Here is a 25,328-nt window from a genome sequence, read left to right on the forward strand (position 1 = left end):
AAGTATCATGAAACGCATTTATATTATAATAGTTACTGCAATCATCAGTTTATTTATTTTCTCAGCTTGTAACAAAAGCTGGTTAAACCCTGCGGCTGAAGGGCAGCTTTCTTCAGTTGACTCTTCTTTCCTTGACCCGGCTAATGCGCAAAAATTTGTAAATGCTTGCTACACCCAATTGTTGAATTGGGATGCATCCAGCTTTGCCTGGATTGGCGTTACCAGCATTGCTTCTGATGATGCAGATAAAGGCAGTTCACCAGGTGATGTGGGATCTGATAAAGATCAGATGGATGCTATTACCTGGACGCCTACATCCAGCTCACCGGCAGGTGTATTCAGCGCTTATTTCTTAGGTGTAAACTATTGTAACGAGGCCCTGTTTAACGTTCCTAAATTTAAGCTGGAAACCAGTGTGCAGGAGCGGTATCTGGCAGAAGCTAAATTTTTACGTGCCTACTACTATTTTACACTGGTAAGAACTTTTGGCGATGTGCCTTATAAAGATACAGTGGTGGCTCAGGATGATGCTACTATCAGAAAGTATAACAGGCGTGTATCAAAAGATTCTATTTATGCATTGATCGAATCTGATTTGAAATATGCTATCAGCATATTGCCTACCCGCGATCAGTTGAATGGTGAATATGGCCGTGCATCAAAAGGTGCAGCTACCGGTTTATTGGCCAAAGTAAGCATGTATGAGAAAAAATGGCAGCAGGCTTACGATTTAACCAATCAGGTGATTAATCAAAGTGTAGGTACCTATAGCCTGGTAAACGATTATGCTACTATCTGGCGTGAAGTAGGAGAGAACAGTGAAGAGTCGTTATTCGAAATTCAAAGCAAGTCTACCAGTCCGTTTGCAGCTGTGCAACAATATTCGCAGGTACAGGGCATAAGAGGTGGTACTTTCAATGTAACAAACGTATACACTGGCTGGGGCTTTAACACGCCAAGCACTGACCTGGATAATGCATTTGAGCCAGGTGATGTAAGAAGAAAAGCTACTATCATACACATTGGCGATACCTTGTTTGATGGTGTAGTGGTAATTAATGCCGAAAATGCCATGTATAACTATAAAGCTTACCCTAGCAATATTGCAGAAAGCTATGGCAACAACACTGATTACAGCAACAAAAACATCAGGATATTGCGTATGGGGGATATTTACCTGATTAACGCAGAAGCTGCGAACGAACTGGGTAGCACCGATGTGGCGCAAACTTCCTTAAACAAAGTGCGTAACAGGGCTAAGCTGGGTAACACTACCGCAACAACACAGGCAGATTTAAGAAATGCTATCTGGAAAGAAAGACGTGTTGAGTTAGCTATGGAGCATGACCGTTGGTACGATCTGGTGCGTCAGGGCCGTGCTGGTGTGGTGATGCGGGCCTTGGGTAAAAACTTTGTGGACGGCAAGCACGAGGTGTTTCCTATTCCACAAACGGAAATCAACTCCAGCAATAACGTGCTTACACAAAACCCTGGCTACTAACAGCACCAGGTAAACTGATTTGATAATAGAGCGTTGCGCATTGCATATTTCTTTGTTTTAGCTTATGGGTTAACGGCAAATGATAATATACAATGCGCAACTTGTTTTTATACCATTCATGATGAAGCAACTAATTACGATAGCGCTGGCAGTGTTACCATTGATAACACAGGCGCAACCTAAAAAACAGTCATTGTCCGATACGGCTTTGCTGGAGCAGGTACAAAAGCAAACTTTCCGTTATTTCTGGAACTTTGCACATCCCGTAAGCGGCCTTGCCCGCGAGCGCAGCAACGAATCTTTTAGCTATGGTAATGAAGTTGTAACTACCGGTGGCTCCGGCTTTGGTATTATGGCCATTATAGTGGCTGCCGACAGGCATTGGATTACCAGGGACGAGGCGGTAAAGCGCCTGTTAAAAATAACCGGCTTTTTATGGAAGGCAGATAGCTATCATGGAGTGTTTCCGCACTGGTTAAATGGCGAAACGGGCAAGATGATACCCTTTAGCAGAAAAGATGATGGGGGCGACCTGGTAGAAACATCGTTTCTGATGCAGGGGCTATTGTGTGTGCGTCAATACTTTACTGCCAATACGCCTGACGAGCAAAATTTGCGTAACCAGGTAACCCTGTTATGGGAGGGAGTGGAATGGAACTGGCACACACGGGGAGGTATGGATTTACTGTACTGGCACTGGAGCCCCAATAACGGTTGGAGCATGAACTTTGAACTGAGAGGTTGGAACGAAACTTTAATTACCTACATACTGGGTGCTTCTTCTCCTAAATATGCGATCGATGCCAGGGTTTATCATAACTGTTTTGCACAAAGCAATCACTTTAAAAACGGGAAGTCTTTTTATGGTATCACCTTACCGCTGGGCTTTGATTATGGTGGTCCCCTGTTCTTTGCACAATATTCTTTCCTTGGGTTAGATCCACGCGGTTTAACGGATAGGTATGCCGATTACTGGCAGCAGAATAAAAATCATACGCTCATTAATTATACACATTGTGTACGTAACCCCAACCATTTCAAAGGTTATAGCGAGCGTTGCTGGGGGCTTACTGCCAGCGATAACTACGAAGGGTATAATGCACATTCGCCCGATAACGATCTGGGGGTAATTACGCCTACCGCTGCTTTATCTTCTTTCCCCTATACGCCTGAACAATCCATGAAAGCGGTTCGCTATTTTTACGATTCAGTAGGTGCTAAAATATGGGGCGATTATGGTTTTACAGATGCTTTTAGTGAACAAAAGAACTGGTACGCTACTTCTTACCTGGCGATAGATCAGGGTCCGGAAATAGTGATGATAGAGAATTACCGTACGGGTTTATTATGGAAGTTGTTTATGAGCTGTCCCGAGGTGCAAAGTGGATTACGTAAACTGGATTTTAAAAGCCCGTGGTTAAACGGAAATGAAAAATAAAAGTATGAACAGAACACAATGGACACGTAAAGGCAAACAGGCATTATTGAGCCTGTTATTGCTGGTAGTTACAGGTGTAAAGGCACAGCAGCCGCCTTTCTGGTACGATATTCAACAGTTTAAAAAATCGGATAGTGTACAGATGCCTGCTGCTAATAGTATTTTATTTGTAGGCAGTTCGTCCTTTACCAAATGGACGGATATGCAAACCTGGTTTCCCAACTATACCGTTATCAACAGGGGCTTTGGTGGTTCATCATTACCCGATGTGATCCGTTACGCGGATGATATTATTTTCCCTTATCAGCCTAAACAAATCATCGTGTATTGCGGGGATAATGATCTGGCAGCTTCTGATACCGTATCTGCTGCTACCGTTGCCAACCGCTTTATACAGCTGTTTCAGCTAATACGCAACCGCATGCCTGCAGTAGAAGTGGATTATGTTTCTATTAAACCCAGCCCCAGCCGTGCGAAGCTGATGCCCAAAATGGTGGAAGCAAATGTGCTGATCAAAGCTTTTCTGCGCAAACAGACTCATGCGGGCTTTATTGACGTATTCACACCTATGTTGAATAAAAAAGGACAGCCCCGGGAAGAGCTGTTTGTAGAAGACCGCCTGCATATGAATGCTACAGGTTATAAAATATGGCAGCAGGCGATACAACCCTATTTAATCAAAAAGTAAACACAGGATATACAGATGAAAAAAGGAACAAAAACAAGGTGGTTGCTGGCCGGCGTAGGCTTGCTGGCAATGCCTTTGGTAATGCAGGCACAGGATGCTAAAATGAACACTTTTATCAGCAACCTGATGGCTAAAATGACCCTGGATGAAAAAATTGGCCAGTTAAACCTGGTTACACCGGGTGGTGCTGTTACTGGTGCTGTAGTAAGTCAGGGTGTAGAAGAAAACCTGAAAAAAGGATTGGTAGGAGGTATGTTCGGTATTACCGGACCAGCTAAAATTCGTCAGGCGCAGGAGTTGGCTGTAAAGCAATCCCGTTTACACATTCCGTTGTTATTTGGACTGGATGTTATTCACGGCCACAAAACGGTATTCCCTATACCTCTAGGGTTAAGCTGTAGCTGGGATACGGCATTGATCAGGCACAGCGCCCGCATTGCAGCTACGGAAGCCAGTGCAGATGGTTTAGACTGGGCGTATTCCCCTATGGTGGACATTGGTCGCGACCCACGCTGGGGCCGTGTATCGGAAGGATCGGGTGAAGACACCTGGTTGGGGTCACAGATAGCTAAGTCTATGGTAAAGGGCTACCAGAACAACAACCTGGCGGCTAACGATGCGGTAATGGCCTGTGTAAAGCACTTTGCTTTATATGGTGCAGCTGAAGCCGGACGCGATTACAATACTGTGGACATGAGCCGTATTAAAATGTACGAACATTACCTGCCGCCGTACAAAGCTGCTGTTGATGCAGGTGCGGGTAGCATTATGAGTTCGTTCAATGATATTGACGGTATTCCTGCCAGTGCTAACAAATGGTTAATGACCGATCTGCTGCGCAAGCAATGGGGCTTTAACGGTTTTGTAGTTACTGATTACACCGCTATCAGCGAAATGATTGCACACGGTATGGGCGACTTATCAGAAGTGTCTGCACTGTCTTTAAAAGCGGGTGTGGATATGGATATGGTAAGCGAAGGATTTTTAGGTACTCTGAAGCAGTCGCTGGCTGCCGGTAAAATCACCAAACAAGAAATTGAAACTGCCTGCCGCCGTATATTGGAAGCAAAATATAAGCTGGGCTTGTTTGAAGATCCTTACCGTCGCTTAAACGACCAAAGGGCAGCTGACATTATCCTTAGCGCTCAAAACAGACAGGAAGCCCGTGCTATTGCTGCACGTTCTTTCGTATTGCTGAAAAACGAGAATCAGGTACTGCCTTTACAAAAGAAAGGCACTGTTGCACTGGTAGGCCCACTGGCCGATAACCACCGCAATATGCTGGGAACCTGGAGCGTATCAGGCGATTTTGATAAATCCGTTACTGTAAGACAGGGGCTGGAATCTGTGGCCGGCAATGCCGTAAACATTGTGTATGCCAAAGGTGCTAACATTTCTGATGATACCACATTTGCCAGAAAGGTGAATGTGTTTGGTAAAGAAATAGAGATTGACAGTCGTTCTGCTGCTGATATGGTAGCAGAAGCAGTAGCTGCCGCTAATAAGTCAGATGTGGTAGTGGCTGTGCTGGGCGAAGCAGCTGATATGTCTGGCGAAAGCTCCAGCCGTTCTGATATAGGCTTACCTGCTAACCAGCAGGCCTTATTAAAGGCTTTACTGGCCACCGGTAAACCAGTTGTGTTGGTGCTGTTTAACGGTCGCCCACTTACACTGGAATGGGAAAACGAGCATGTGCCTGCTATTCTGGATGCCTGGTTTGGTGGCACCGAAGCTGGTAATGCCATTGCCGATGTGTTGTTTGGTAACTACAACCCTGCGGGTAAAATCACCGCTTCTTTCCCACGCAACGTAGGTCAGATACCCGTGTATTACAACCACAAAAACACAGGCCGCCCTTATAACAACGAGTTTGAATCTAAATTCAAATCCAATTACCTGGATGTGGATAACAGCCCGTTATATCCGTTTGGCTATGGTTTAAGCTACACGCAGTTCCAGTATAGCGATGTGGTGTTAAGTACTGCAAAAGCAACGGGTAACGCAACTGTTACTGCAAGTGTTACTGTAACCAACACGGGTAAATATGCCGGTGAAGAAGTGGTGCAGTTATATATTGCCGATCCTGTAGCCAGTGTAACCCGTTCGGTAAAAGAACTGCGTGGTTTTCAGAAAGTTATGCTGCAGCCTGGCGAAAGCAAACAGGTTGTTTTTCCGGTTACTACCGAATTGCTGAAGTTTTATAACAGCAATCTGAAGTTTGACTGGGAACCCGGAGAATTCATTATCCAGGTAGGTACTAACTCGCAGAATGTAAAGAGCGCAAAGGTTATCTGGAATAAGTAATGAAAATAATATAAATAAATAAGTATTATTACTTGTGCAAGCCTGCATCCCTAAACTAAGTGGGATGCAGGTTTTTTGTTGCAGAAAGGTTTCTGAAAATATAAAACCCATTAATTTGGTGGACTAAAAACTTCTCCCTATTTTCGCTCAACCATTATGAGTTATGTGGCCGAGTGGTGAGGCTAAGGTTTGCACAACCTTCCACGGTGGTTCGAGTCCATCCATAACTGCTATTTTTTTGTATGGCAAGCAATCGAACAAAGGCCGTGTTTCTACACAGCCTTTTGTTGTTTGCTGTATGCCGGGGATTACGTTGGAAAGGAAGAAGGATTATGGATAATAATCGTATTGATACGATTCTGTTATCTGACCTTTCATATAGGTGGCATGTGGTAAGCCGTTTTTATAATAGCTGTGTTTGAATATATCTTCTTTCTGCTTAATACCGTCAATGGTATCGTACTGCCGGCGGATTTCATAGCCCTGGCCATACGAGATCAGTGTAGTATGGTATTGTTCCCGCGCTGCTAGCTCACCTACCGCCCCCGGATAGTAATGAGTAACTTGTTTTACCAGTTGGTGGTTGGTGTTGTAGAAGAAGCTGTCTGTTTGCAGATGGGGTCTGTTACTGGCGGTTTCTGTTCGGGCAACAAGTTGATGGTTACTATTAAAGCTGAATTGATAGCTATAAGAAAGTTGTAGCTGTGCATCTGTCAATACCAGGCCGGGAGCAAAAGGCGGCACTTCGATCTTATTCACATATTTGAGTTGAGATACCAATTGATGGGCTTCATTATAAATGAATTTTTCCATGGTGTAGTTAATATGTATCGGGTCTAGCTTTGTGGGAATGGAATGGGCCATTTCAATATAGGTTTCAATCTGCTGCAACTGGTTATACTTATATTTCTCTACGCGATAGATGGTGTCATTAGCAATGGCTGGCAAACTGTATATGGTGTGGCATACCAGTGTATCCTGTTTATAGAAATACCGATAAATTACTTTATCATTTTTTTGATCGCGGCTATTGTAATTACTAATGATCCGGCCCTCTTTGTCATAATCTGTGCATTGATGACCTCCTTTGTAAGTAGGAAGGCTGTCCCGTACTGTTTTTACTTTGGCGTTTTTGTACAGTGTATCAGATGAATAGTATCTTTCAAACTCCTCCCGTTGCGCAAAGGCAGAACTGGCTGCCAGCAAGAGTAGTATCAGGTAAGCGGTGCGCATGTTTTTTCTTAAAATTATAAAATTTTCTTAGTTTGGCCACCGGCAAACAACTCAATACTCTTGTATGAATATTATTTTATCGGCTATTGATGCCAGGCTGATTACTGCATGGAAAGCAGTTTTTGCAGAAGAGGAAAACGTAGTGATAATGGAAGGGGATATTACCCAGGTAAAATGTGACGCTATAGTGAGTCCTGCCAACTCTTTTGGGTTTATGGATGGTGGATTGGATTATGCCTTATCTGAAAGATTCGGGTGGGAGTTGGAAAAGCGGCTGCAGACAATGATTAAAGAACTGCCCGAGGGTGAATTGCTGGTAGGACAGGCATTGGTATTAGAAACCGGCGATAAGCATATTCCTTATCTTATTTCTGCGCCAACTATGCGCATTCCTACCAATTTTAATATAGATACTTCTGTTAATGCTTATCTGGCGATGAAAGCTATTTTAATCAAAGCCAGCAAACATGAGCATATTAACAACGTAGCTATTCCGGGGCTTTGTACAGGTGTAGGTAGAATGCAGTCTGTTATAGCTGCCAGGCAAATGCATCAGGCATACCAGGAGATTATACTAGGAAAGAAGATGGATTTTTCAACCTTTGCCGAAGCGCAGAAATATCATTGGAATATTAACCCGCAAGGGATGATCTGGACACATTAATGATTTTTTTCGTCGCGCTGCTCGCGTGTAGTGTTGTATAAAGCAAACAGGCTTATCTGATAAATCAGTAAGCCTGTTGCTATTAAACGGGGGTATTTACTATACTCTTCAACTCTGAATTAGAAATTAGTCTGGTATATCAATGATGCTCTGGATGCTTCTGAAAAATCCATGGGAATAATTCCATACCTGCCTGTGGTGTTAGTAGTAAAATAGCTGGTAACATTAGGGTTAATGGTGCCTGATACAGAGGTGATGCTTGGAATACTAAAAATCAGCGGTTTATAACCACTGGTAAAGGTGATGTACATAGTAGTGGCCAAGCCGGTTTTAGCTTCACTCAGCAAGGATGTTACATTGCTCCATTTAGCGCTGTTGTCATTTACTACATAGTTATCTTCAATGCGTAACTGTGCATTGCTGTTAGTGATGGAGAAAGTGGTGTTATCTGCCCAGTTGGTGGCATCGATGCCTTTAGGCGTTACAGATGCTGAAAAGCGGCGTAATAACACAATCTTGCCGCGTACCTGGCCGAGTGTGGGCACAGAGGCACCGGTATACCACTGGGAAGGATTTTTAGCTACATAGCTATTGAAGGTTTCTTCAAAAGTGCGGGTGATGTTAGAGGAGTTGTATTCTTCTTTCACGCTCATTACAATGGTTTCGCCCGGATGTGTGTTTAAAAAAGTAAAGCAGGCGTTTAACACATCATCGAAGTTCAGGTTCTGGTATACCGAGCCGTGATGGATAGCAAAGGCATTGTCGATGTGGCGGCAACGGATATCCACGAAGCGGATGCCGGCTGATAATTGATCGCCAATGCTTAATGTCTGGCATTTGGCAGTGCCGCTGACAGGCTCAACTGTAGCGCCGGCATCATGCGAACCCGGAATAGACAACATACTCAGGCTTATCTCGTCTGCCACAGAAGCCATCCAGGCAGAAGCCGTAACGGTGGTTTTAGAAGCAAATACCATAGGACGGCCTTCTGCGGTAAGCCCTTTGCCGGCATTGGGATTAACCGGGTTAACGTCTGCTTCTTTTTTACAACTGAACAACACTACTGCTACTACCAGGCTTAATAAGGAAAGCCGGATGTTTGTTTTTTTCATAAAGATGTTTATGGTTATGATTACAGAAAACATACTTGACTCTTCCCACTACACATAGTATGGCCTGCCGGCCTTTTCAGGCTGGTACGCTTTACTATATCCTTTATATACTTGACGAATAGGGTACGAAATCAATTACACGTTTCCTTCGCACAGCAATGATGGTTGCTTTCAGATAGCAGGGTGTTTATTGATAAGACAGGAGAGGTGAAGCAGGTAACTAGCAGAATGTTTGATTTAATATTTTGGTAATATGTGTGGGCTGTAGCCTGCAAACCGGTAAATAAAAAGGTGCTAGCAGAAATTACAATAGCTTTGCCTAAAAATTTCGAATGTCATTCTCTACCCTGGGGTTATCCGCACCATTATTACAAGCGGTCATTGATCAGCAATACAGCAAGCCTTCTCCTGTGCAGGAGCAGGCGATTCCGGCACTGTTGAGAGGAAAGGATGTGCTGGGTATTGCTCGCACGGGGTCGGGTAAAACGGCAGGGTATGTATTACCTGTGTTGCAGCTATGTCAGCGTAGGGTGGAAAAGAAAGACCGTCATGTGCGGGTTCTGGTAATGGTGTCTACGCGTGAGTTGGCAGTACAGGTGGGCGAAGTATTTAACATCTTTAGTGTGCATTTACCTTATAAGATCAAAACCATGGCGGTGTATGGGGGGGTGTCTATTAATCCGCAGATGATGTCATTACATGGCACAGATGTGTTAGTAGCTACACCTGGCCGTTTGCTGGATTTGATCGATTCCAGGGCGATACATTTGTCGGAGATAGAAATACTGGTGCTGGACGAGGCGGATAAGATGTTGAACCTGGGTTTTAAAGAGGAAATGGACAAGATTTTTGCCTTATTGCCTTCCAAACGTCAGAATGCACTATTTACAGCTACAGCCAGCGACGATATACAGGATATGCAAAAGCATTTGCTGAACAGGCCTGTAACCATTGAAATAGTAGAAGAAGAGCAAGATATCGACCTGATAGAACAGCAGGCTTACAACGTAACAGAAGCTCGTAAAGGGCCATTGTTGCGCTACCTGATTAAGAAGGAAGATATGCAGCAGGTGCTGGTGTTTACATCTGCGGTAAGAACGGCTGATAACCTCACTGGCAAGCTGATTAAAAATGGCATTCATGCCGCTTCTTTACACGGGCATTTAAGCCAAACAGCCCGCCTGGAAACCCTGCAACGCTTTAAAGAAGGGAAGCTGCGCGTGCTGGTGGCATCCGATCTGGCTTCCAGGGGTATTGATATTCAACAGTTGCCTGTGGTAATCAATTATGAATTGCCGCGCTCGCCCAAAGATTATGTACACCGCATAGGCCGTACCGGCAGGGCAGGAGCCAGCGGCAAGGCTATTTCGCTGATTTGTCCGGAAGATCAGCATCATTTTGGCATTATTCAGAAAAAGATGGGAAAAAAGGTAGCTATACTCGAAAGCGACGATATCAACCTGCAAGGGTTTTAATATTCCCTTCGCCTGTTTATCTTTACTGCCAACAATATTCCTATGGTAAAAAGAATGGCAATAATGCTGTTTGCCTGCTTTATAGCAATGGCCAGCGTTACAGCGCAGCAACAGGCGCAGGTATACAATGTAAATGCCAATGCAGCAGAAGAAGTAGCTGCGGCAGTAAAAAAAGCCAAAGCAGAAAAGAAGCATGTGTTGCTGCAGATTGGTGGTAACTGGTGCAGCTGGTGTTTACGGTTTAACAAGCTGGTTACCGAAAACGACACCCTGCATACTGCTATGGAAAGCAATTATGTGGTAGTGCATGTGAATTACAGCAAAGAAAATAAAAACGAAAAATTACTGGCTTCATTGGGTTATCCACAACGATTTGGCTTCCCGGTGTTTGTAGTGCTGGATGGAAATGGCAACAGGCTGCACACACAAAACAGTGCTTACCTGGAAGAGGGAAAAGGCCATAGCCCGGCAAAAGTGCTGGAGTTTTTTAATCACTGGTCGCCCAAGGCATTAGATCCGGCTTCTTACGCGGGAAACTAAATATTCAGATAGCAGCTGCCTTTTACTAATAACACTCTGTTGGTAAAAGGCAGTAAATAAGATAACTACAGTATAAACCCTATGCGAAAGCCAGCAGTAATATGCGGCATAAACTTAGTGCGTGGATGAGTGTCGATGTCCTGCATAATTCTGCGAAAAGTTAAGTCCATCCCCTCGTGGTCGCCATCTGTATCAGGGTTGTATTCCCTGTCTTTGTTGCTCACCTTCGTACTCTTACCCCCCCCAATCTATCAATGCCAGCGGTGAAATAGTAAGTGCCGGTTTGCGCTGCTGCGCAAAAGCAGTGGTGAAGCCAGGTAGTATAGTAGCCCATAGCAGGCATTTTACAGTGAGTTGGTTTAGGTGGAAGGTTTTCATGTAGCTGTTTGCTTCAAAGTTAACATATGGAAGAACTGAAATCTGTTTTGTATACATGAATAGAGGGTTATCTTTGCGCGATGAAGAAGACCCTATTCTCCTTATGCCTGGCAGCCACCATGATGGCTTGTAACAACCAGGCAGGAAACAATGTGAAGGCTGATAGCGCAGCAACCAGTGCAGCAGCAGTAGTTTTACCCATAGATACCGTGGTGTTAGGCGATAAAGTTTTGCTGGTGTATCCGCTGGAAAAGTCTGCTTTTCTTACCGAAAAACAGGAACTCTATTCCGACAACTACAGCGATAGCACAGAGCAGGTGGCGTTAACGCGCGATTCGGCCTGGGTAACAAGAGAAGCTGACTCACTCCGGTTTGTAGTAAAGAATGGCAATGGCGGAGGTTTTAAAAACAATGATAAAACAGACGGGGACGATTATGTAAGGTATTACTACAAGGGCCTTTTGTCTGATATAGGTTACTATTGTGTGTCGGCTGCTTACTATGAAAGTGGTGAAACTATTTTAGTAAGTCAGGCAACTGGTGAGCGTGTGAATGTGTGGGATATGCCGTTGATATCGCCTGATAAAAAAACGTTCCTGTGTTTTTCGTACGATCTGGTGGCCGGTTTTGTACCTAATGGCATACAGTTGTATACGGTAAACAATGGCAAGGCAGAGCAGGTGGCAGATGCGGAGCTTACCAGGTGGGGGCCGGGACGTATGAAGTGGGTGGATAATAAAACGCTGGAAGGCGAGTACATTACTTTAGACAGTGCCAATAATGAATTGATCAGGCCGGTGAAACTCGTTTTGCAGTAAAACCGGGTTGTACTAATAACATGCGGGGCGGCACTTAACAGGGCTGCCCTTTTTTATGCGCAAAACAGGCAGGAGGGCTGCAACAATCGCCACGGTGCCGGGTTATTACAATGGCATGGCGCAAGTATTGAAAAAAGGAAATAACAAGGCATATGCTTCGAGATAAGGTGCAGGTGTTGGTAACGCTGATGATTGGAACCTCTATGGCAGCTATAGATAGCAGTATAGTAAACGTTTCGTTGCCGGTGATACAGAAAGAATTTGGAGTTGGGGTGGATGATGTAACGCTGGTGGTAACGGCTTATATGATCACTTTTTTGTTGTTTATACCACTTACCAACTGGTTAAAAAACAGGATTGGGTATTATAACCTGTACATAGGCAGTATTACGCTGTTTACATTGGGCTCATTGCTGTGCAGTTTATCGGGCAACCTGGAAATGCTGGTAATAGCCAGGGTGGTGCAGGCTATTGGTGGCGGGGCTATTGCGCCCAGTTCGCTGGGGATATTATCCGAAAATTTCCCCAGGGAAGAAAGAGGTAGCGCTATTGGCTGGTGGGGAATAGGCAACGTAATGGGGCCTGCCTTAGGGCCTACCCTGGGTGGGGTGCTTACACAATACCTGGGATGGGAATCTATCTTTTATGTAAACATCCCCATAGGTGTGATTGCCATATTACTGGCATTCCGTTACCTGGGCTTTTTAAAGGCGCAGCCTAAAACCAATCCTCCTTTTGATGTGAAAGGATACCTGTTGTTTGTAAGTTTTGTTATTCTGTTGCAATGGACATTAACCTGCACGGGATCTAAATATGGCTTTGCTTCGTGGCAATTTATTGGCGGGGTAATAGTCACGCTATTATCCTTTTACCTTTTCGTTCGCAGTGCCAGGCGGCCACAACCTCTGATGGATTTAAGTGTGTTTACTATTGCGGGGTTTAACCGGGCTTTTATTATAGTGGCTATACGTTCCCTGGCGTTGTTTGGCGGCATGTTCTTTCTTCCGTTTTTGTTACAAGGGCTGTTAGGGTATTCCGAAATACAAAGCGCCATGCTGTTGTTGCCCAATGCGCTTATTATGCTGGTTACCCGTCCGCTGGCAGGCAAACTGGCCGATAAGGGGTTAATACGTAATATCTCCATTGTGGGCATTGTATTGCTTTCTGCTTCTTTCTTTTTATTTGCACGTATCAATATTGGCACCCCGGTATGGTTTATTATTATCGCTATGTTGGTGCGGGGGCTGGGCATTAGCTTTTTGATAGCGCCTGTGTCAACAGCCATGTTAAATGCAGTAGAACTATCACAAACAGCTACCGCCACTTCTTTAAACAGTTTAATGCTGCAACTGGGTGGCTCGGTAGGTATAGCCATCAGCGGATCGTTACATAGCTATATTTATGCGCATTACCTGGCTAAGCAGTATCCGCAAAGTCTTTCCGAACATTATGCTTTGCAGGATGGCTTTATATTCACGGCAGTAGTTATATTGCTGGCCATAATACCCGCAGTTAAACTGCCGCAGAAGGTGTATAAACGGTTACGTGATAAGGAAGCATTGGGTGCATAACTGAACAATAAGTGTAACAAAAGCGAACAGTGAAAGTGTCTGTTGCTGTGTAACGCATTGATTAATAGCAGTAAGCATGCTGGCATTTCATTGGCGGTTATAATGGGGTGTTTGAAAACTTCCAAACTAATAATGCACTGTTATGTTTAAGAACTACCTGAAAATCGCCTTCAGAAACATCAGCGCCAGCAAGTCGTTTTCTTTTATCAATATTGTAGGTCTGGCAACGGGGTTGGCTACCTGCCTGTTGATACTGCTGTATGTTTTTGACGAAAAGAGTTACGATCAGCAGCATGATGGGGTAGATAATCTGTACCGGATTGCCACTAAGTCTGGTAAAATAAACGAAGAGTGGGCCGCGGCCGCGGCACCTGTAGGGCCTGGTGTAAAGCAACATTTGCCCGAAGTGGAAGCCATTACCCGGTTACTTTCTTTTAAAGATATTGACAACATGCTGCTCACTTATGGCCATGGCGATAGGCGCAAGCAGTTTTTTGAGCCACATGCCTGTTATGCCGATGCTAATTTTTTTCAGCTGTTTCATTATCGCTTTGTATATGGTAATGCTGCGCAAGCGCTGGAAAAGCCTGGTAGTGTGGTGTTATCGCAGCCCGTTGCTCAAAAGTTTTTTGGCACTGACAACCCGGTAGGTAAGGTTATTACCATCAACACTTTGTTTGGCGATAGAAACTACACCGTGGGTGGTGTAGTGGATAATGCATTGCTACCTTCTCATATACCAGCCACTTATTTTTTGTCGATGGAAAATGATGATATGTGGCATTTTGTAAAAAGCAATTCTAACTGGACTATCAACAATCTCTTCTATACTTATGTGAAGTTAAAACCAGGTACGCAGGTAGCAGCGTTTGAACAAAAGCTACAGGCTTTATTTAAAAAGGAAGCCGGTGAAGAGTTAAGAGCGGCGGGCCTGGTAAAAACGCTCTACCTGCAACCGGTAAAAGACATCCATTTATATTCAGCTTTACCCAATGAGCTGGCTCCTAATGGAAACATTTCCTATTTGTATATTCTGGGTTCTATTGCAGCATTTATATTGCTGATAGCCTGTATTAATTTTATGAACCTTACCACTGCCCGTTCACAAAAAAGAGCCAAAGAGGTAGGTGTGCGCAAAGTAATGGGGGCAGGGAAAAGTGGATTGATACAGCAGTTTTTAGGGGAAAGTGTATTGATGTGTGTGTTGTCGTTACTGGTAGCTTTGGTGCTGGCGGCAGCCTTATTGCCTTTATTTAACCAGCTTACACAAAAGCAGCTGACGTTGCTGGCAAGGCCGCAATTGCTGGTATATATCACAGGGCTTACCTTGTTAACCGGGTTGGCGGCAGGAATTTACCCCGCTTTTTATCTGGCAGCTTTTAAACCTATTGCCGTGTTAAAAGGCAGACTGATGAACCAGTTATCGGCAGTAATGATTCGCAAAGGGCTGGTGGTGTTTCAGTTCACGGTTTCTATATGCCTGGTGCTGGCGGCTATTGTAATAGCCCGTCAGTTGAATTATATGCAAAACCAGCAGCTGGGTTTTCAAAAAGAACAGCAGGTGATATTGCCTGTGCAGTCGGGCAATGAACACGTACAGCAAAATTACCAGGCATTCAAAAACGAGTTACTAAAGCAGCCGGCAGTAAAAGCGGTTACGGCAGGTTCTACCTATCCGGGCATTCCTAACTTAAACGATCTGTTGTTTTACGCAGAAGGAAAAAGTAGCAAAGAGCATGTGGATATACAGCTGTGCTCTGTAGAAGACAATTACATCCCCACCTTAGGCATTGAATTACTGAAAGGCCGTTCTTTTTCCAAAGCGTTCACTGCCGATTCTAATAGCATTGTATTGAACGAAGCGGCTATTGCTAAACTGGGATATACGGTAGATAATGCTGTAGGTAAAACCATACAATACGATTTTAAAGAGCAGCACGGTTTGTTGAGGATAGTAGGTGTTGTAAAGAATTATCATTACGAAAGCCTGCATAACGAAATAAAACCTTTTGGCCTTACTGCCAATACGTTTGGCAACCGCTACGCTTATGTAATCGCTTCTTTGAAAACTACCGGCTATCATAGTGCGCTGGACAACATCGGGAAAACCTGGAGCAGAATATTCCCGGGCACGCCTTTCTCTTATTCTTTTTTAGACCAGGATTTTCTGCGCAATTATGAAAGGGAAACGCGCACCTCGCATATTGTTACCTACTTCACCTGCATTGCTATTATCATTGCTTGTTTAGGCCTGTTTGGCCTGGCTACTTTTTCTGCCGAACAGCGGTTAAAAGAAATAGGTGTACGTAAGGTGCTGGGTGCATCGGCAATGAGTATTACAACATTGCTGTCTAAAGACTTTATTAAGCTGGTGCTGATAGCTATTGTTATTGCAGCCCCTATAGCCTGGTTTGTAATGGGGCAATGGTTGCAAAACTTTGTATACCGCATTCAGTTAAGCTGGTGGATGTTTGTGGCAGCAGGTGCATTAGCGGTTGTAATAGCCTTACTCACAGTGAGCTTTCAGGCTATAAAAGCGGCTGTTGCCGCACCGGTAAAAAGTTTGCGGGCAGAATAAAAAATATTGTGATTAACGCATGATCTCAATTCTTTCAATATCTGTTAACGCGATAGGTTTGATGTAAGAATTGAAGAAATGCGTTTTGCAACCGGTAATGGTGCTATCGGTAAGTTTGATCGTATTAAAGTAAAAGGTGGTTTTAGAATTGTCTTTTTTGTAAATGCGGATGGCGGTTAGGTTCGTTACTTCCAGCGAATCAATGGCCTCGCTTTTATTCAGGCATATTACCTGCTTTAAATCTGTTCCTTTTACAAAAATGTGCTGTTCGGTACTGGCGGTTAAAAATTGTTTTACCAGGTTGTCTGTTGAAATGTGGTATTGTGCATGGCTGGCTACACCGGCTAACAGGCACATGCCGGAAAGGATAAGGGCTTTTTTCACGTCAGTAGTTTTATGATATAAAAAATAAGCATAAAAGTATTGTTGTATATAATGTGTCCATACCCAAAGGAGAAATTTTAACAATAGAATAGGTAAGCCGCCTATTCCTGCATGGCTTGTTCCTGAAAAAGGGGGGCTGGTTCAAATACAACTGATATAAGGGTGCCATGGTGGGTACTAATAGTAAACTGGCCATTCATATCTTCTGTAAGCTCCCGCATCAATATAGTGCCCATGCTATTGGTGCGTAAACTGTTAAGCCGCGGGGGCAAACCCTTGCCATTATCTGCTATCAATAATTCCACCTGCTGGCCAGCGATCTTTTGCATTGTAATGCTGATTTCATTGTGGCTGTTGCTATCGTTAAAGGCATATTTAATAGCGTTGGTAACGGCTTCGTTTATAATCAGCACCAGCGGTATAGCCTGCGAAATATTCAGTTCCATGGCGGCTATCTCCAATTGAAAATGAATATCCCTGGCAAACGCAAAGTTGTTTTTTAAACAGGCTACCAGCCTGGGTAAATAGGTTTGCATGTTGAAGGAAGTAAGGTTGTCGTTCTGGTGCAGTTTATGGTGTATCAGGGAGAGCGCCTGTGTGCGGTTTGCGCTGTCTACCAAAGCCAGCAGTGCATTGTCCTGTAAATAGGTCGATTGCGATTGTAGTAGCCTTACCATTGTTTGCAGGTGGTTTTTGGCATGGTAGGGCATTTGTTTCAGCAGCCATTCGTTTTCGTGTGCCAGCTTTTGCAGGTTCAGGTTCTTTTCCCGGGCTAGCTGGTTTTCCCGCTTTTTTAACCGGTGTTGGTGCAGGAATAAACCTGCTAATAGCAGTGCTACAGTAATGCTTGTGAGTATAACACTTTGTAACAAATAAGCCTGGTTTTTAGCTGCCTGCTTTAACAGCGTTTGTTGTTGTTGTAAGGATAGATGGTGTTTTTCCTGTTCTGATTGCTGCGTGTTCACCAGTTCATCCATTTGTTTGCGTTGCGAAAGGTTGTATAGCGAATCGTTTAATAGGGTGTAAGCAATATGATGCTGCAAGGCTGCATTGTAACTGCCTGAGGCTGAATCCAGCCTGAATTGAATCCACTCCAGGTGTGCCTGGTTGAATAAGGAATAGTTGCTGCCAGATAAACTGATGGCTTTGTTGATATACTGACGGCTGCGTGGCATGTTTTTCTGATCTATATAAAAGCCGGCAATGCTGCAATACAGTTCCGGTAGTCCTGTGGCAGGGTATTGGGCCGGCAGTTGCTCTACCAGTTGGTGAAAGCGGGTATAGTAGTCATCGGCCTGTTTAGGTTGCTGTAGTTGTTGGTAACATTCACCCTGCAGTTGCAGGTAAAAGATGTTGTCGGGCAAGGTGGCGGGGGGATGCGTGGCCGATACTGCCGTCATCAGGTTGAATGCTTCCTGTGGCGAATGATGTACCATCAGCTGCCGGGTTAACCATAAAAAACTACTGTACCAGGATGACTGGGGTAGGCTTTTGCGTTGGGCAATGGCTTTTTGTAGCCAGGCTATGCCTTCTTCGGATTTACCAAGTTGGCAATAAGCTTTGCCCAGTCTTGCGTAAAAGATGGTGGCCAGGGTAGTGTCACCAGTGTATTGCATGCTTTGCAATGCCTGGTGTTCGTATTGAATAGTGGCCGTTATATCGCCGCGTATCTCTGCCATACAAGCCTGGGCATCGTAGTTGTACTGGGTGTGTTTATAACCCATGGCATTTTCCAGGGCCAGTTGTTGCGCCAGCGCTTTAGCGGCAGCTACCGTGTCACCGGGCGAATGAAAAGCAATGATGAAAGACAGTATTTCAATTTCTTTTTCGGGTTTGTTCAGCTGGTGAAACAGTTGCCTGCTTTTTTGAAAATATTCCAGCCGGGTAGTGCTGTTTTGTGGCTGGCATTTACCCCGGCTTTCGCAGATAAGGGCCAGCAGGTATTTGTTGTTTTTGCTGGCTGCCAGTTCTTCTGCTTTCAAAAAACAGATGTCACTTTCTGCGCGGTGGCGGTTTAAAAAATGGTATTGGCCCATTAGTAGCCAGGTGGTAGCTTCCAGGCTGGTTTGCATACTTTGCACATGGGCACGTTGCAGATAGTTCCAGGCCTTGTCCATGTCCGCTTTGGAGGATGTGGGTTGGTGGAGGTAGTAATTGGCCAGGTCCAGCAACAGTTCTGTTTGCTTACCGGCGGGGATGTGATTTACCAGGGCATCAGCCTGCTCTATATAGCCGGAGTCTATCAGCTGGCTGCCTGCTGAGGGAAGGCCTGTATTGTATGCCTCGTTATAAGGCAGTAGTCTGCTAAGCCGGTGTTGGCGGCAGGCATACAGCATGGCGCTGTCGGGATCTGTTACACATTGCACGCTGGTTAGCAGGTATTGACAGGTGTTAATAGCCAATAGCCTTTGCCAGGCAACGGAATAGCTTTGTACCACCTTTGCAGGGCCGGTTGTTTGTGTGTATGCGTTAGTAGTTTGCAGCAGGCATACCAGTACAACAACAATGACTGTTCGTTTATAATTGTTCACAAGTATGGGGTTGAGAATACGAAAACTGGAAAGTGTAAACAAGATAAGAGAGTTTTTTATATCCTGTGGCGCGCGCAGGGGCAAAGAAAGTAGATGTCCCGCTAAGCATTGCAGATGTTCCTTTCATCCTAAAAAACAATGTTGAAAAGCGGAGTTGTTGTACCTTACTAGCCTATTTAAATTGTAATGAGAAAATTAATACTGCTTCTGCTGGCAGCGGTTCCGGTAAGTGTCTTATGGGCACAGGTTACACCGGGCTGGCTGCGTTACGCTGCTATTTCGCCCGACGGGCAAACTATTGTATTTACCTATAAAGGCGATTTGTACCGGGTGCCTGCAACAGGCGGCGCGGCTACATCGCTTACGCAACACGCTGCGCACGACTATATGCCGGTGTGGAGCCATGATGGTAAAAGCATTGCCTTTGCCAGCGACCGCTTTGGCAATTTTGACGTGTTTGTAATGCCTGCTGGCGGTGGCGAGCCGCGAAGGGTTACCTATCATTCCGCATCCGAATATCCATATGAGTTTTCGGCCGATAACAAAACTGTGTTGTTTGGTGCAGCCCGGCAGGATGCGTCTGCCAACCGCGAATTCCCCAGTGCATCACAGCCCGAGCTATACCAGGTGGCTATTACCGGGGGCAGGGTGCAGCAATTGCTGACTACGCCCGCCGAGGAGGTGCGGCTGAGTAAAAATCAGCGTTACCTGTTATACCAGGATAAGAAAGGTGGTGAAAACACCTGGCGCAAACACCATACTTCTTCTATTACCCGCGATATATGGGTGTATGATAAAGAAAGCGGCACCCATCGTAAAATAACCACCTTCAACGGGGAAGACAGAACGCCGGTGTTTACCGATAATGATAAAGCTTTTTATTATTTAAGTGAAGAAAGCGGATCGTTTAACGTGCACAAAATGAGCCTGGAAGGCGGTGCATCGCAACAGGTTACGGCTTTTAAAAAGCACCCGGTACGTTTTTTAACGGTATCGGATAACGGCCTGCTGTGTTTTAGTTATGATGGCGAGTTATATACCCAGCAAGCCAACGGCAAACCTGCCAAAGTGAATATTACCATTGCCGCTGATGTAAAAAGCAACAACGAGCAGGTAATGCAGGTAAATGGCGGGGTGCGGGATATGGCGGTATCGCCCAATGGAAAGGAAGTGGCTTATATCTACCGCGGCGAGGTGTTTGTAAGCAGTGTGGAAGGGGGCGTTACCCGGCGCATTACCAACACGCCCGAGCAGGAAAGAAGCGTGGTTTTTTCGCCTGATGGCAAAGCCTTGTTATATGCCAGTGAAAGGGGCAACAGCTGGAAGATATACGAAACTAAAAGACAGCGTAGTGAAGAGCCTTATTTTTATGCAGCTACCCTGCTGAAAGAAAGCCTGCTGTTTGCCAGCGAACACGAAACCTACCAGCCTTTGTATTCGCCCGATGGTAAAGAAGTGGCTTTTATTGAAGACAGGATGAACCTGAAAGTGTACAACATCGCTTCCGGCAAAATAAGAACCTTGTTAACCGATCAGGAGCTGTTTTCGATGGGCGATGTAGATCAGTATTTTGAATGGAGCCCGGATGGTAAATGGTTGCTGTTCGACTATTCATTGCCAGGTGTTGCACGCGGAGAAATAGGGCTGATACAGGCCGATGGCAAGGGCAAGGTGGTAAACCTTACTGAAAATGGTTTTAGTGATATGAGCGGCAAATGGATTATGGGTGGTAAGGCCATGTTGTGGTTCTCTAACCGGGATGGTTTAAAGTCGGTAGCGCAAAGCGGCAGCTCACAAATGGATGTGTATGGACTATTCTTTACACAGGAAGCTTTCGACAACTTTAAACTCAGCAAGGAAGAAGCTACCCTGCAAAAAGAGATAGAGGAAAACAAAGCCAAAGCTGATTCCAGTAAAAAGAAAGAAACGAAAAAAGACTCTGTAAAAATAGATTGGCAGGATCTTGTTTATCGCAAAGCACGCTTTACCATTCACTCCTCTTCGTTGAGCGATGCATTGGTAAGCAAGGATGGGGAGAACCTGTATTACCTGGCCCGCTTTGAAAAAGGCACCAATTTATGGACTACCAATCTACGCACGAAAGAAACTAAAATGCTGGTGGCGTTAAATTCTTCGGGTGGTAGTATGGAATGGGATAAAGATCAAAAAAACATATTCCTGGCAGCGGGTGGCAGTATATCTAAAATAGAAGTAAGCAGCGGCAAACGCGAATCACTTTCTATTGCCGGCGAAATGACGCTGGATATTGCGGCCGAACGCAGGTTTATGTTTGAGCATGTATGGCGCAGAACAAAAGAAACTTTTTATACCGCCAGCATGCATGGTGTAAACTGGGATAGCTATAAGCCCGATTACGAAAAATACCTGCCTTTTATAGGTGACGGCTACGAGTTTGCCGAGCTGCTGAGTGAGCTATTAGGCGAGCTGAACGTGAGCCATAGCGGGGCTGCTTATTATGGCAGTGGTGGCAGTGGCGATGTAACTGCTTCGTTAGGTGCTTTTTACAGCTATGCGCACCAGGGCAATGGGGTGTTGATTGAAGAAGTGCTGAAAGGAGGTCCGCTGGACAAGGCAGTATTTACGGTGAAGCCGGGTATGATCATTGAATCGATAGATGGTGAGGTGATTACACCGGATAAAGACCTGGCGCAATACCTCAACCGCAAAGCCGGCAAAAATGTGTTGCTGGTAATTGCTGATGGTGCTGTTAAAAAAGAGGTAACTGTAAAACCTGTTACGCCGGGTGAAGAAAGTGAACTGCTGTATAAAAGATGGGTGCGCCGTAACCAGGAAGAGGTAGATCGTTTAAGTAATGGCTCCCTGGGCTATGTGCATATTCCCGGCATGAACGATGGTGCTTACAGGGCCACTTTTGAAGAAATGATGGGCAAGTACATTAACCGGAAAGGTATTGTAATAGACACGCGTTTTAATGGCGGTGGCGACCTGGTAGCCGATCTGGCTATGTTTTTAGGTGGCAAGAAGTTTATGGATTATTCCACCGACACCCGCAGCAATGGGTATGAACCTAATTTCCGCTGGACCAAACCCAGCATTTCCCTGGCATGTGAATCTAATTACAGCGATGGGCATTGTTATGCCTTTACTTACCAGGAGTTAAAACTGGGCAAACTGGTAGGAATGCCGGTGCCAGGCACCTGTACATTTGCCGGCTGGGAAATGCTGCAGGAACCCGGCTTGCGCTGGGGCGTTCCGCCGCTGGGTTGTAAGGATATGAAAGGACAATACCTTGAAAATCATCAGACTGAGCCCGATATTAAAGTAATGAACGAGTATCAGGTTGCAGGTAAGGGTAAAGACCAGCAATTGGAAGCAGCCGTAACCGAGCTGCTGAAAGAAGTGAAATAAGAAAAAAAAGTATAGGGCGGGCTGTTTACCATCGTAGGCAGCCCGCCTTTATTTATCGGTGAAATAGGCACGTTTATACTGCTTAACAAGCCATTAGGTTAAGGATTGTATAATGTTAATCCCGCGGTGTAACATTTCTATCGATATGGTGTCTAATTTGCATTAGAATTAGCATTATGACAACCTTAAGAATAATCCTACTTTCTCTGCTCATGGCCGGCTTTACCCGCGCCGCCAATGCACAGCAGGGCGAATGGCCGAGGGTGATTAACTCCACCAACGGATCCATCATAAAAGTATACGAACCGCAGCCAGAATCTTTTTCGGGTAATATCTTAAAATCACGCGCAGCTGTCTCCTATCAGAAAGATGCCTCCAGCGAACCTGTTTTTGGTACGTTCTGGTCGGTAAGTATGGTAGAAACCGATAGGGACAACAGGCGCATCAGTGTGCAAAGCGCAAGGGTGCCCAACCTGAAGTTTCCGGACGAGGTAGATGCCAACACGCTCAGCTATGTAAAAACGAGCCTGGAAGCAGGACTGCCGGCAGTGGAAAAAGACCTGTCGCAGGATGTAATACTTACTTCCATCGATGCCAACGCCGATCAGAAAAAACTGTCGCAGGATTTAAGCAACAAAGCACCTAAAATCTATTATGCTACATCGCCTTCGATGCTGGTGCTGATTGATGGGGAGCCTAAGCTGAAAGAAAATAAAGACTGGGGCGTAAGCGCCGTAGTAAATACTCCTTTCACCATTGTGAAAAACAGTGACGGCAACTTTTACCTGTATGGTGCTAAAAAGTGGTTTAAAGCTACCAGCGCTAAAGGGCCATATGCTTATACAGAATCAACGCCTGCTAACTTAACCAAAGTAGCAACTGCGGTAGATAACCAAAACAACAGTGATGTAGGTTATCGCGATTCGGCTGATGTGGCACAGGCACAAAGTGATGCGGTTCCTGAAATTATAGTAAGCACGGTTCCGGCGGAATTAATACAAACCAATGGTAATCCATCGTTTGTAGAAATCCAGGGCACCAACCTGCAATATGCAGATAACTCACAACAGGATTTATTCCTGGATGCCGATACACAGCAATACTATGTGCTGTTATCGGGTCGCTGGTATAAAACGGATAAATTGAATGGCAGCTGGTCGTATGTAGCTTCTAACCAGTTACCGGCCGACTTTGCTAAAATTCCGGAAGGATCGCCAAAAGATAACGTGTTGGCCAGTGTGCCTGGTACCAGCGCTGCCCGTGAGGCGGTAATGGATGCCCAGATACCACAAACGGCTAAAGTAGACCGTCACTCCGCCAGCACTTCTGTTACCTACGATGGTCAGCCTAAATTTGAAGCCATCACTGGTACCGATTTAACGTATGCGGTAAACACGCAAAGCTCTGTATTAGGGTATAAAGGAAGATATTATAGTGTGGATAAAGGGGTATGGTTTGTGTCTGATAGTCCTGATGGCCCCTGGGCGGTAAGTACCGACAGGCCGGACGAAGTGGAGCAGATTCCACCAAGCAGCCCTGCTTACAACCTGAAATATGTGTATGTATATGATGCCACACCTGATTATGTGTACATGGGTTATACGCCCGGTTATTTAAACAACTACGTATATGGCGGTACAGTTATTTACGGTACCGGTTATAACTACTCTCCATGGTGGGGTAACTATTACTACGCCCGCCCATACACCTGGGGTTTTGGTGTAAGCTATAACCCATGGTGGGGTTGGAACCTTGGTTTTAACTATAGCTTTGGCTGGTTTAATATGGGCTGGGGTTATGGTGGTTATAACAACTGGGGCGGCTGGTGTGGTGGCTGGTGGGGCCCTTCCATTTATCGTCCTCCGTACCGTTACTATGGCGGTTACTCACATGGCGGTTATTATGGCCCGCACTATGGTGGCGGATACTATGGCGGTGGCAACCGTATGGGAAATTTCACCGGTGGCAGAAATGCAGGCGGTGGCCGTGATGGAGGCAGAATGGGAGGTCGTTATGCAGGTCAGGGAATGAATGGTGGCCGTTCAATCAACAACATTTATAACTACCGTAATGATGTGGTTACCAATGGTGGTGGCCGCGGAGCAGGCGGTAGAGATGGTGGTCGTGTAAACAACGGCGGTTTTAACGGTGGCAACAATGGTGGTTTTAATGGTGGCAGAGGTGGTGCCCGCCAGGACTTTAATGGTAATAATGGTGGCAATGGCTTCAGCAACGGTATTAACAACAGCGGTATGAATGGTGGCCGTGTAGCAGGCGGTAACCCCGGCGGTAATACAGCGGGTGGTGGCAGAGCAGCTAACGGTGGCGCTAATAATGGCCGTGTGTATACAGATGGTAACGGTAATGTATATCAACGTGGCAACCAGGGGCAATGGCAGCAACGCCAGCAAACCCAGTGGCAGCAGGTGGATAACAACCGCAGAGAAACCATCCAGGGTTTAAATCGCCAGCAACAGCAAATGAACCGTGGCGAACAACGTACACAAAACTTCCAGCAATACAGGAACAGCGCACCTTCCGGCGGTTATTCCCGTCCTTCTGGTGGTAATCCTGGTGGTGGCGGCGGCCGTACTTTCAGTGCGCCTTCTGGCGGCGGTGGTCGATCTTTTAGCGCTCCATCTGGTGGTGGTGGCGGCAGATCATCCGGCGGCGGTGGCGGCGGAAGAGGTGGAAGACATTAATCAGTCATAATGCTTTTTTCA

Annotated in this window: 18 protein-coding genes and 1 tRNA gene; 13 read left to right on the forward strand and 6 right to left on the reverse strand. The window is 45.4% G+C overall.

The window, feature by feature from the left end; genetic code table 11:
* Positions 1-7 precede the first annotated feature (7 nt).
* The 5 genes from FLA_RS01525 (at position 8) to FLA_RS01545 (ending at position 6,161) form a co-directional block, all read left to right on the forward strand.
* Positions 8-1,501, forward strand: coding sequence for a RagB/SusD family nutrient uptake outer membrane protein (locus FLA_RS01525; protein WP_076381646.1), 1,494 nt, complete (start codon positions 8-10; stop codon positions 1,499-1,501).
* 118 nt (positions 1,502-1,619) lie between these two features.
* Positions 1,620-2,939: a glucoamylase family protein gene (locus FLA_RS01530; RefSeq protein ID WP_084206462.1), complete on the forward strand. Its 1,320-nt coding sequence runs from the start codon at positions 1,620-1,622 to the stop codon at positions 2,937-2,939.
* A 4-nt stretch (positions 2,940-2,943) separates the two neighbouring features.
* On the forward strand, positions 2,944-3,627 hold the full coding sequence (locus FLA_RS01535) for a GDSL-type esterase/lipase family protein (protein WP_076381854.1): 684 nt from the start codon (positions 2,944-2,946) through the stop codon (positions 3,625-3,627).
* Between the two features lie 15 nt (positions 3,628-3,642).
* Positions 3,643-5,931 (forward strand): beta-glucosidase BglX, encoded by a 2,289-nt coding sequence (gene bglX / locus FLA_RS01540; protein WP_076381648.1) that lies wholly within the window; start codon positions 3,643-3,645, stop codon positions 5,929-5,931.
* A gap of 159 nt (positions 5,932-6,090) precedes the next feature.
* Positions 6,091-6,161 (forward strand) — tRNA-Cys (locus FLA_RS01545).
* 100 nt (positions 6,162-6,261) lie between these two features.
* Here FLA_RS01545 and FLA_RS01550 read toward each other — a convergent pair.
* Positions 6,262-7,164 (reverse strand): hypothetical protein, encoded by a 903-nt coding sequence (locus FLA_RS01550; RefSeq protein WP_076381649.1) that lies wholly within the window; start codon positions 7,162-7,164, stop codon positions 6,262-6,264.
* Positions 7,165-7,228: 64 nt separating this feature from the next.
* Between FLA_RS01550 and FLA_RS01555 the strand changes: the two genes are divergently transcribed.
* A complete protein-coding gene (locus FLA_RS01555) occupies positions 7,229-7,828 on the forward strand; it encodes a macro domain-containing protein (protein WP_076381650.1) in 600 nt (199 codons plus the stop codon).
* Between the two features lie 119 nt (positions 7,829-7,947).
* Here FLA_RS01555 and FLA_RS01560 read toward each other — a convergent pair whose 3' ends face one another.
* Positions 7,948-8,940, reverse strand: a complete 993-nt coding sequence (locus tag FLA_RS01560) for a phosphatidylinositol-specific phospholipase C (protein WP_084206463.1) — start codon at positions 8,938-8,940, stop codon at positions 7,948-7,950.
* 332 nt (positions 8,941-9,272) lie between these two features.
* On the opposite strand from FLA_RS01560, the gene FLA_RS01565 reads away from it, so the two are divergent.
* Positions 9,273-10,415 (forward strand): DEAD/DEAH box helicase, encoded by a 1,143-nt coding sequence (locus FLA_RS01565; RefSeq protein WP_076381651.1) that lies wholly within the window; start codon positions 9,273-9,275, stop codon positions 10,413-10,415.
* A gap of 42 nt (positions 10,416-10,457) precedes the next feature.
* Positions 10,458-10,955, forward strand: coding sequence for a thioredoxin family protein (locus FLA_RS01570; protein WP_076381652.1), 498 nt, complete (start codon positions 10,458-10,460; stop codon positions 10,953-10,955).
* 65 nt (positions 10,956-11,020) lie between these two features.
* Here FLA_RS01570 and FLA_RS31320 read toward each other — a convergent pair whose 3' ends face one another.
* A complete protein-coding gene (locus FLA_RS31320) occupies positions 11,021-11,179 on the reverse strand; it encodes a hypothetical protein (RefSeq protein ID WP_159445170.1) in 159 nt (52 codons plus the stop codon).
* Positions 11,180-11,189: 10 nt separating this feature from the next.
* Positions 11,190-11,333: a hypothetical protein gene (locus FLA_RS31325; RefSeq protein WP_159445171.1), complete on the reverse strand. Its 144-nt coding sequence runs from the start codon at positions 11,331-11,333 to the stop codon at positions 11,190-11,192.
* 80 nt (positions 11,334-11,413) lie between these two features.
* On the opposite strand from FLA_RS31325, the gene FLA_RS01575 reads away from it, so the two are divergent.
* The 3 genes from FLA_RS01575 to FLA_RS01585 all read left to right on the forward strand — a co-directional run bounded on the left by FLA_RS01575 (position 11,414) and on the right by FLA_RS01585 (position 16,300).
* On the forward strand, positions 11,414-12,151 hold the full coding sequence (locus FLA_RS01575; RefSeq protein ID WP_096510640.1) for a hypothetical protein: 738 nt from the start codon (positions 11,414-11,416) through the stop codon (positions 12,149-12,151).
* Between the two features lie 152 nt (positions 12,152-12,303).
* The gene (locus tag FLA_RS01580) at positions 12,304-13,722 is read left to right on the forward strand and encodes an MDR family MFS transporter (protein WP_076381655.1); all 1,419 of its coding nucleotides are present in this window, start codon (positions 12,304-12,306) and stop codon (positions 13,720-13,722) included.
* A gap of 142 nt (positions 13,723-13,864) precedes the next feature.
* Positions 13,865-16,300 carry an ABC transporter permease gene (locus FLA_RS01585; protein ID WP_076381656.1) on the forward strand — a complete coding sequence of 812 codons (2,436 nt, stop codon included), beginning with the start codon at positions 13,865-13,867 and terminating at the stop codon, positions 16,298-16,300.
* 12 nt (positions 16,301-16,312) lie between these two features.
* On the opposite strand, the gene FLA_RS01590 is transcribed toward FLA_RS01585, so the two are convergent.
* A complete protein-coding gene (locus FLA_RS01590; RefSeq protein ID WP_096510642.1) occupies positions 16,313-16,684 on the reverse strand; it encodes a hypothetical protein in 372 nt (123 codons plus the stop codon).
* Positions 16,685-16,785: 101 nt separating this feature from the next.
* Positions 16,786-19,215, reverse strand: coding sequence for a sensor histidine kinase (locus FLA_RS01595; RefSeq protein ID WP_076381658.1), 2,430 nt, complete (start codon positions 19,213-19,215; stop codon positions 16,786-16,788).
* A 186-nt stretch (positions 19,216-19,401) separates the two neighbouring features.
* On the opposite strand from FLA_RS01595, the gene FLA_RS01600 reads away from it, so the two are divergent.
* The gene (locus FLA_RS01600; RefSeq protein ID WP_076381659.1) at positions 19,402-22,605 is read left to right on the forward strand and encodes a S41 family peptidase; all 3,204 of its coding nucleotides are present in this window, start codon (positions 19,402-19,404) and stop codon (positions 22,603-22,605) included.
* Between the two features lie 176 nt (positions 22,606-22,781).
* Positions 22,782-25,307 (forward strand): DUF3300 domain-containing protein, encoded by a 2,526-nt coding sequence (locus tag FLA_RS01605; protein WP_144264137.1) that lies wholly within the window; start codon positions 22,782-22,784, stop codon positions 25,305-25,307.
* The last annotated feature ends 21 nt before the right edge of the window (positions 25,308-25,328 follow it).

The organism is Filimonas lacunae, assembly GCF_002355595.1.
GTDB classification, from domain to species: Bacteria; Bacteroidota; Bacteroidia; order Chitinophagales; family Chitinophagaceae; genus Filimonas; species Filimonas lacunae.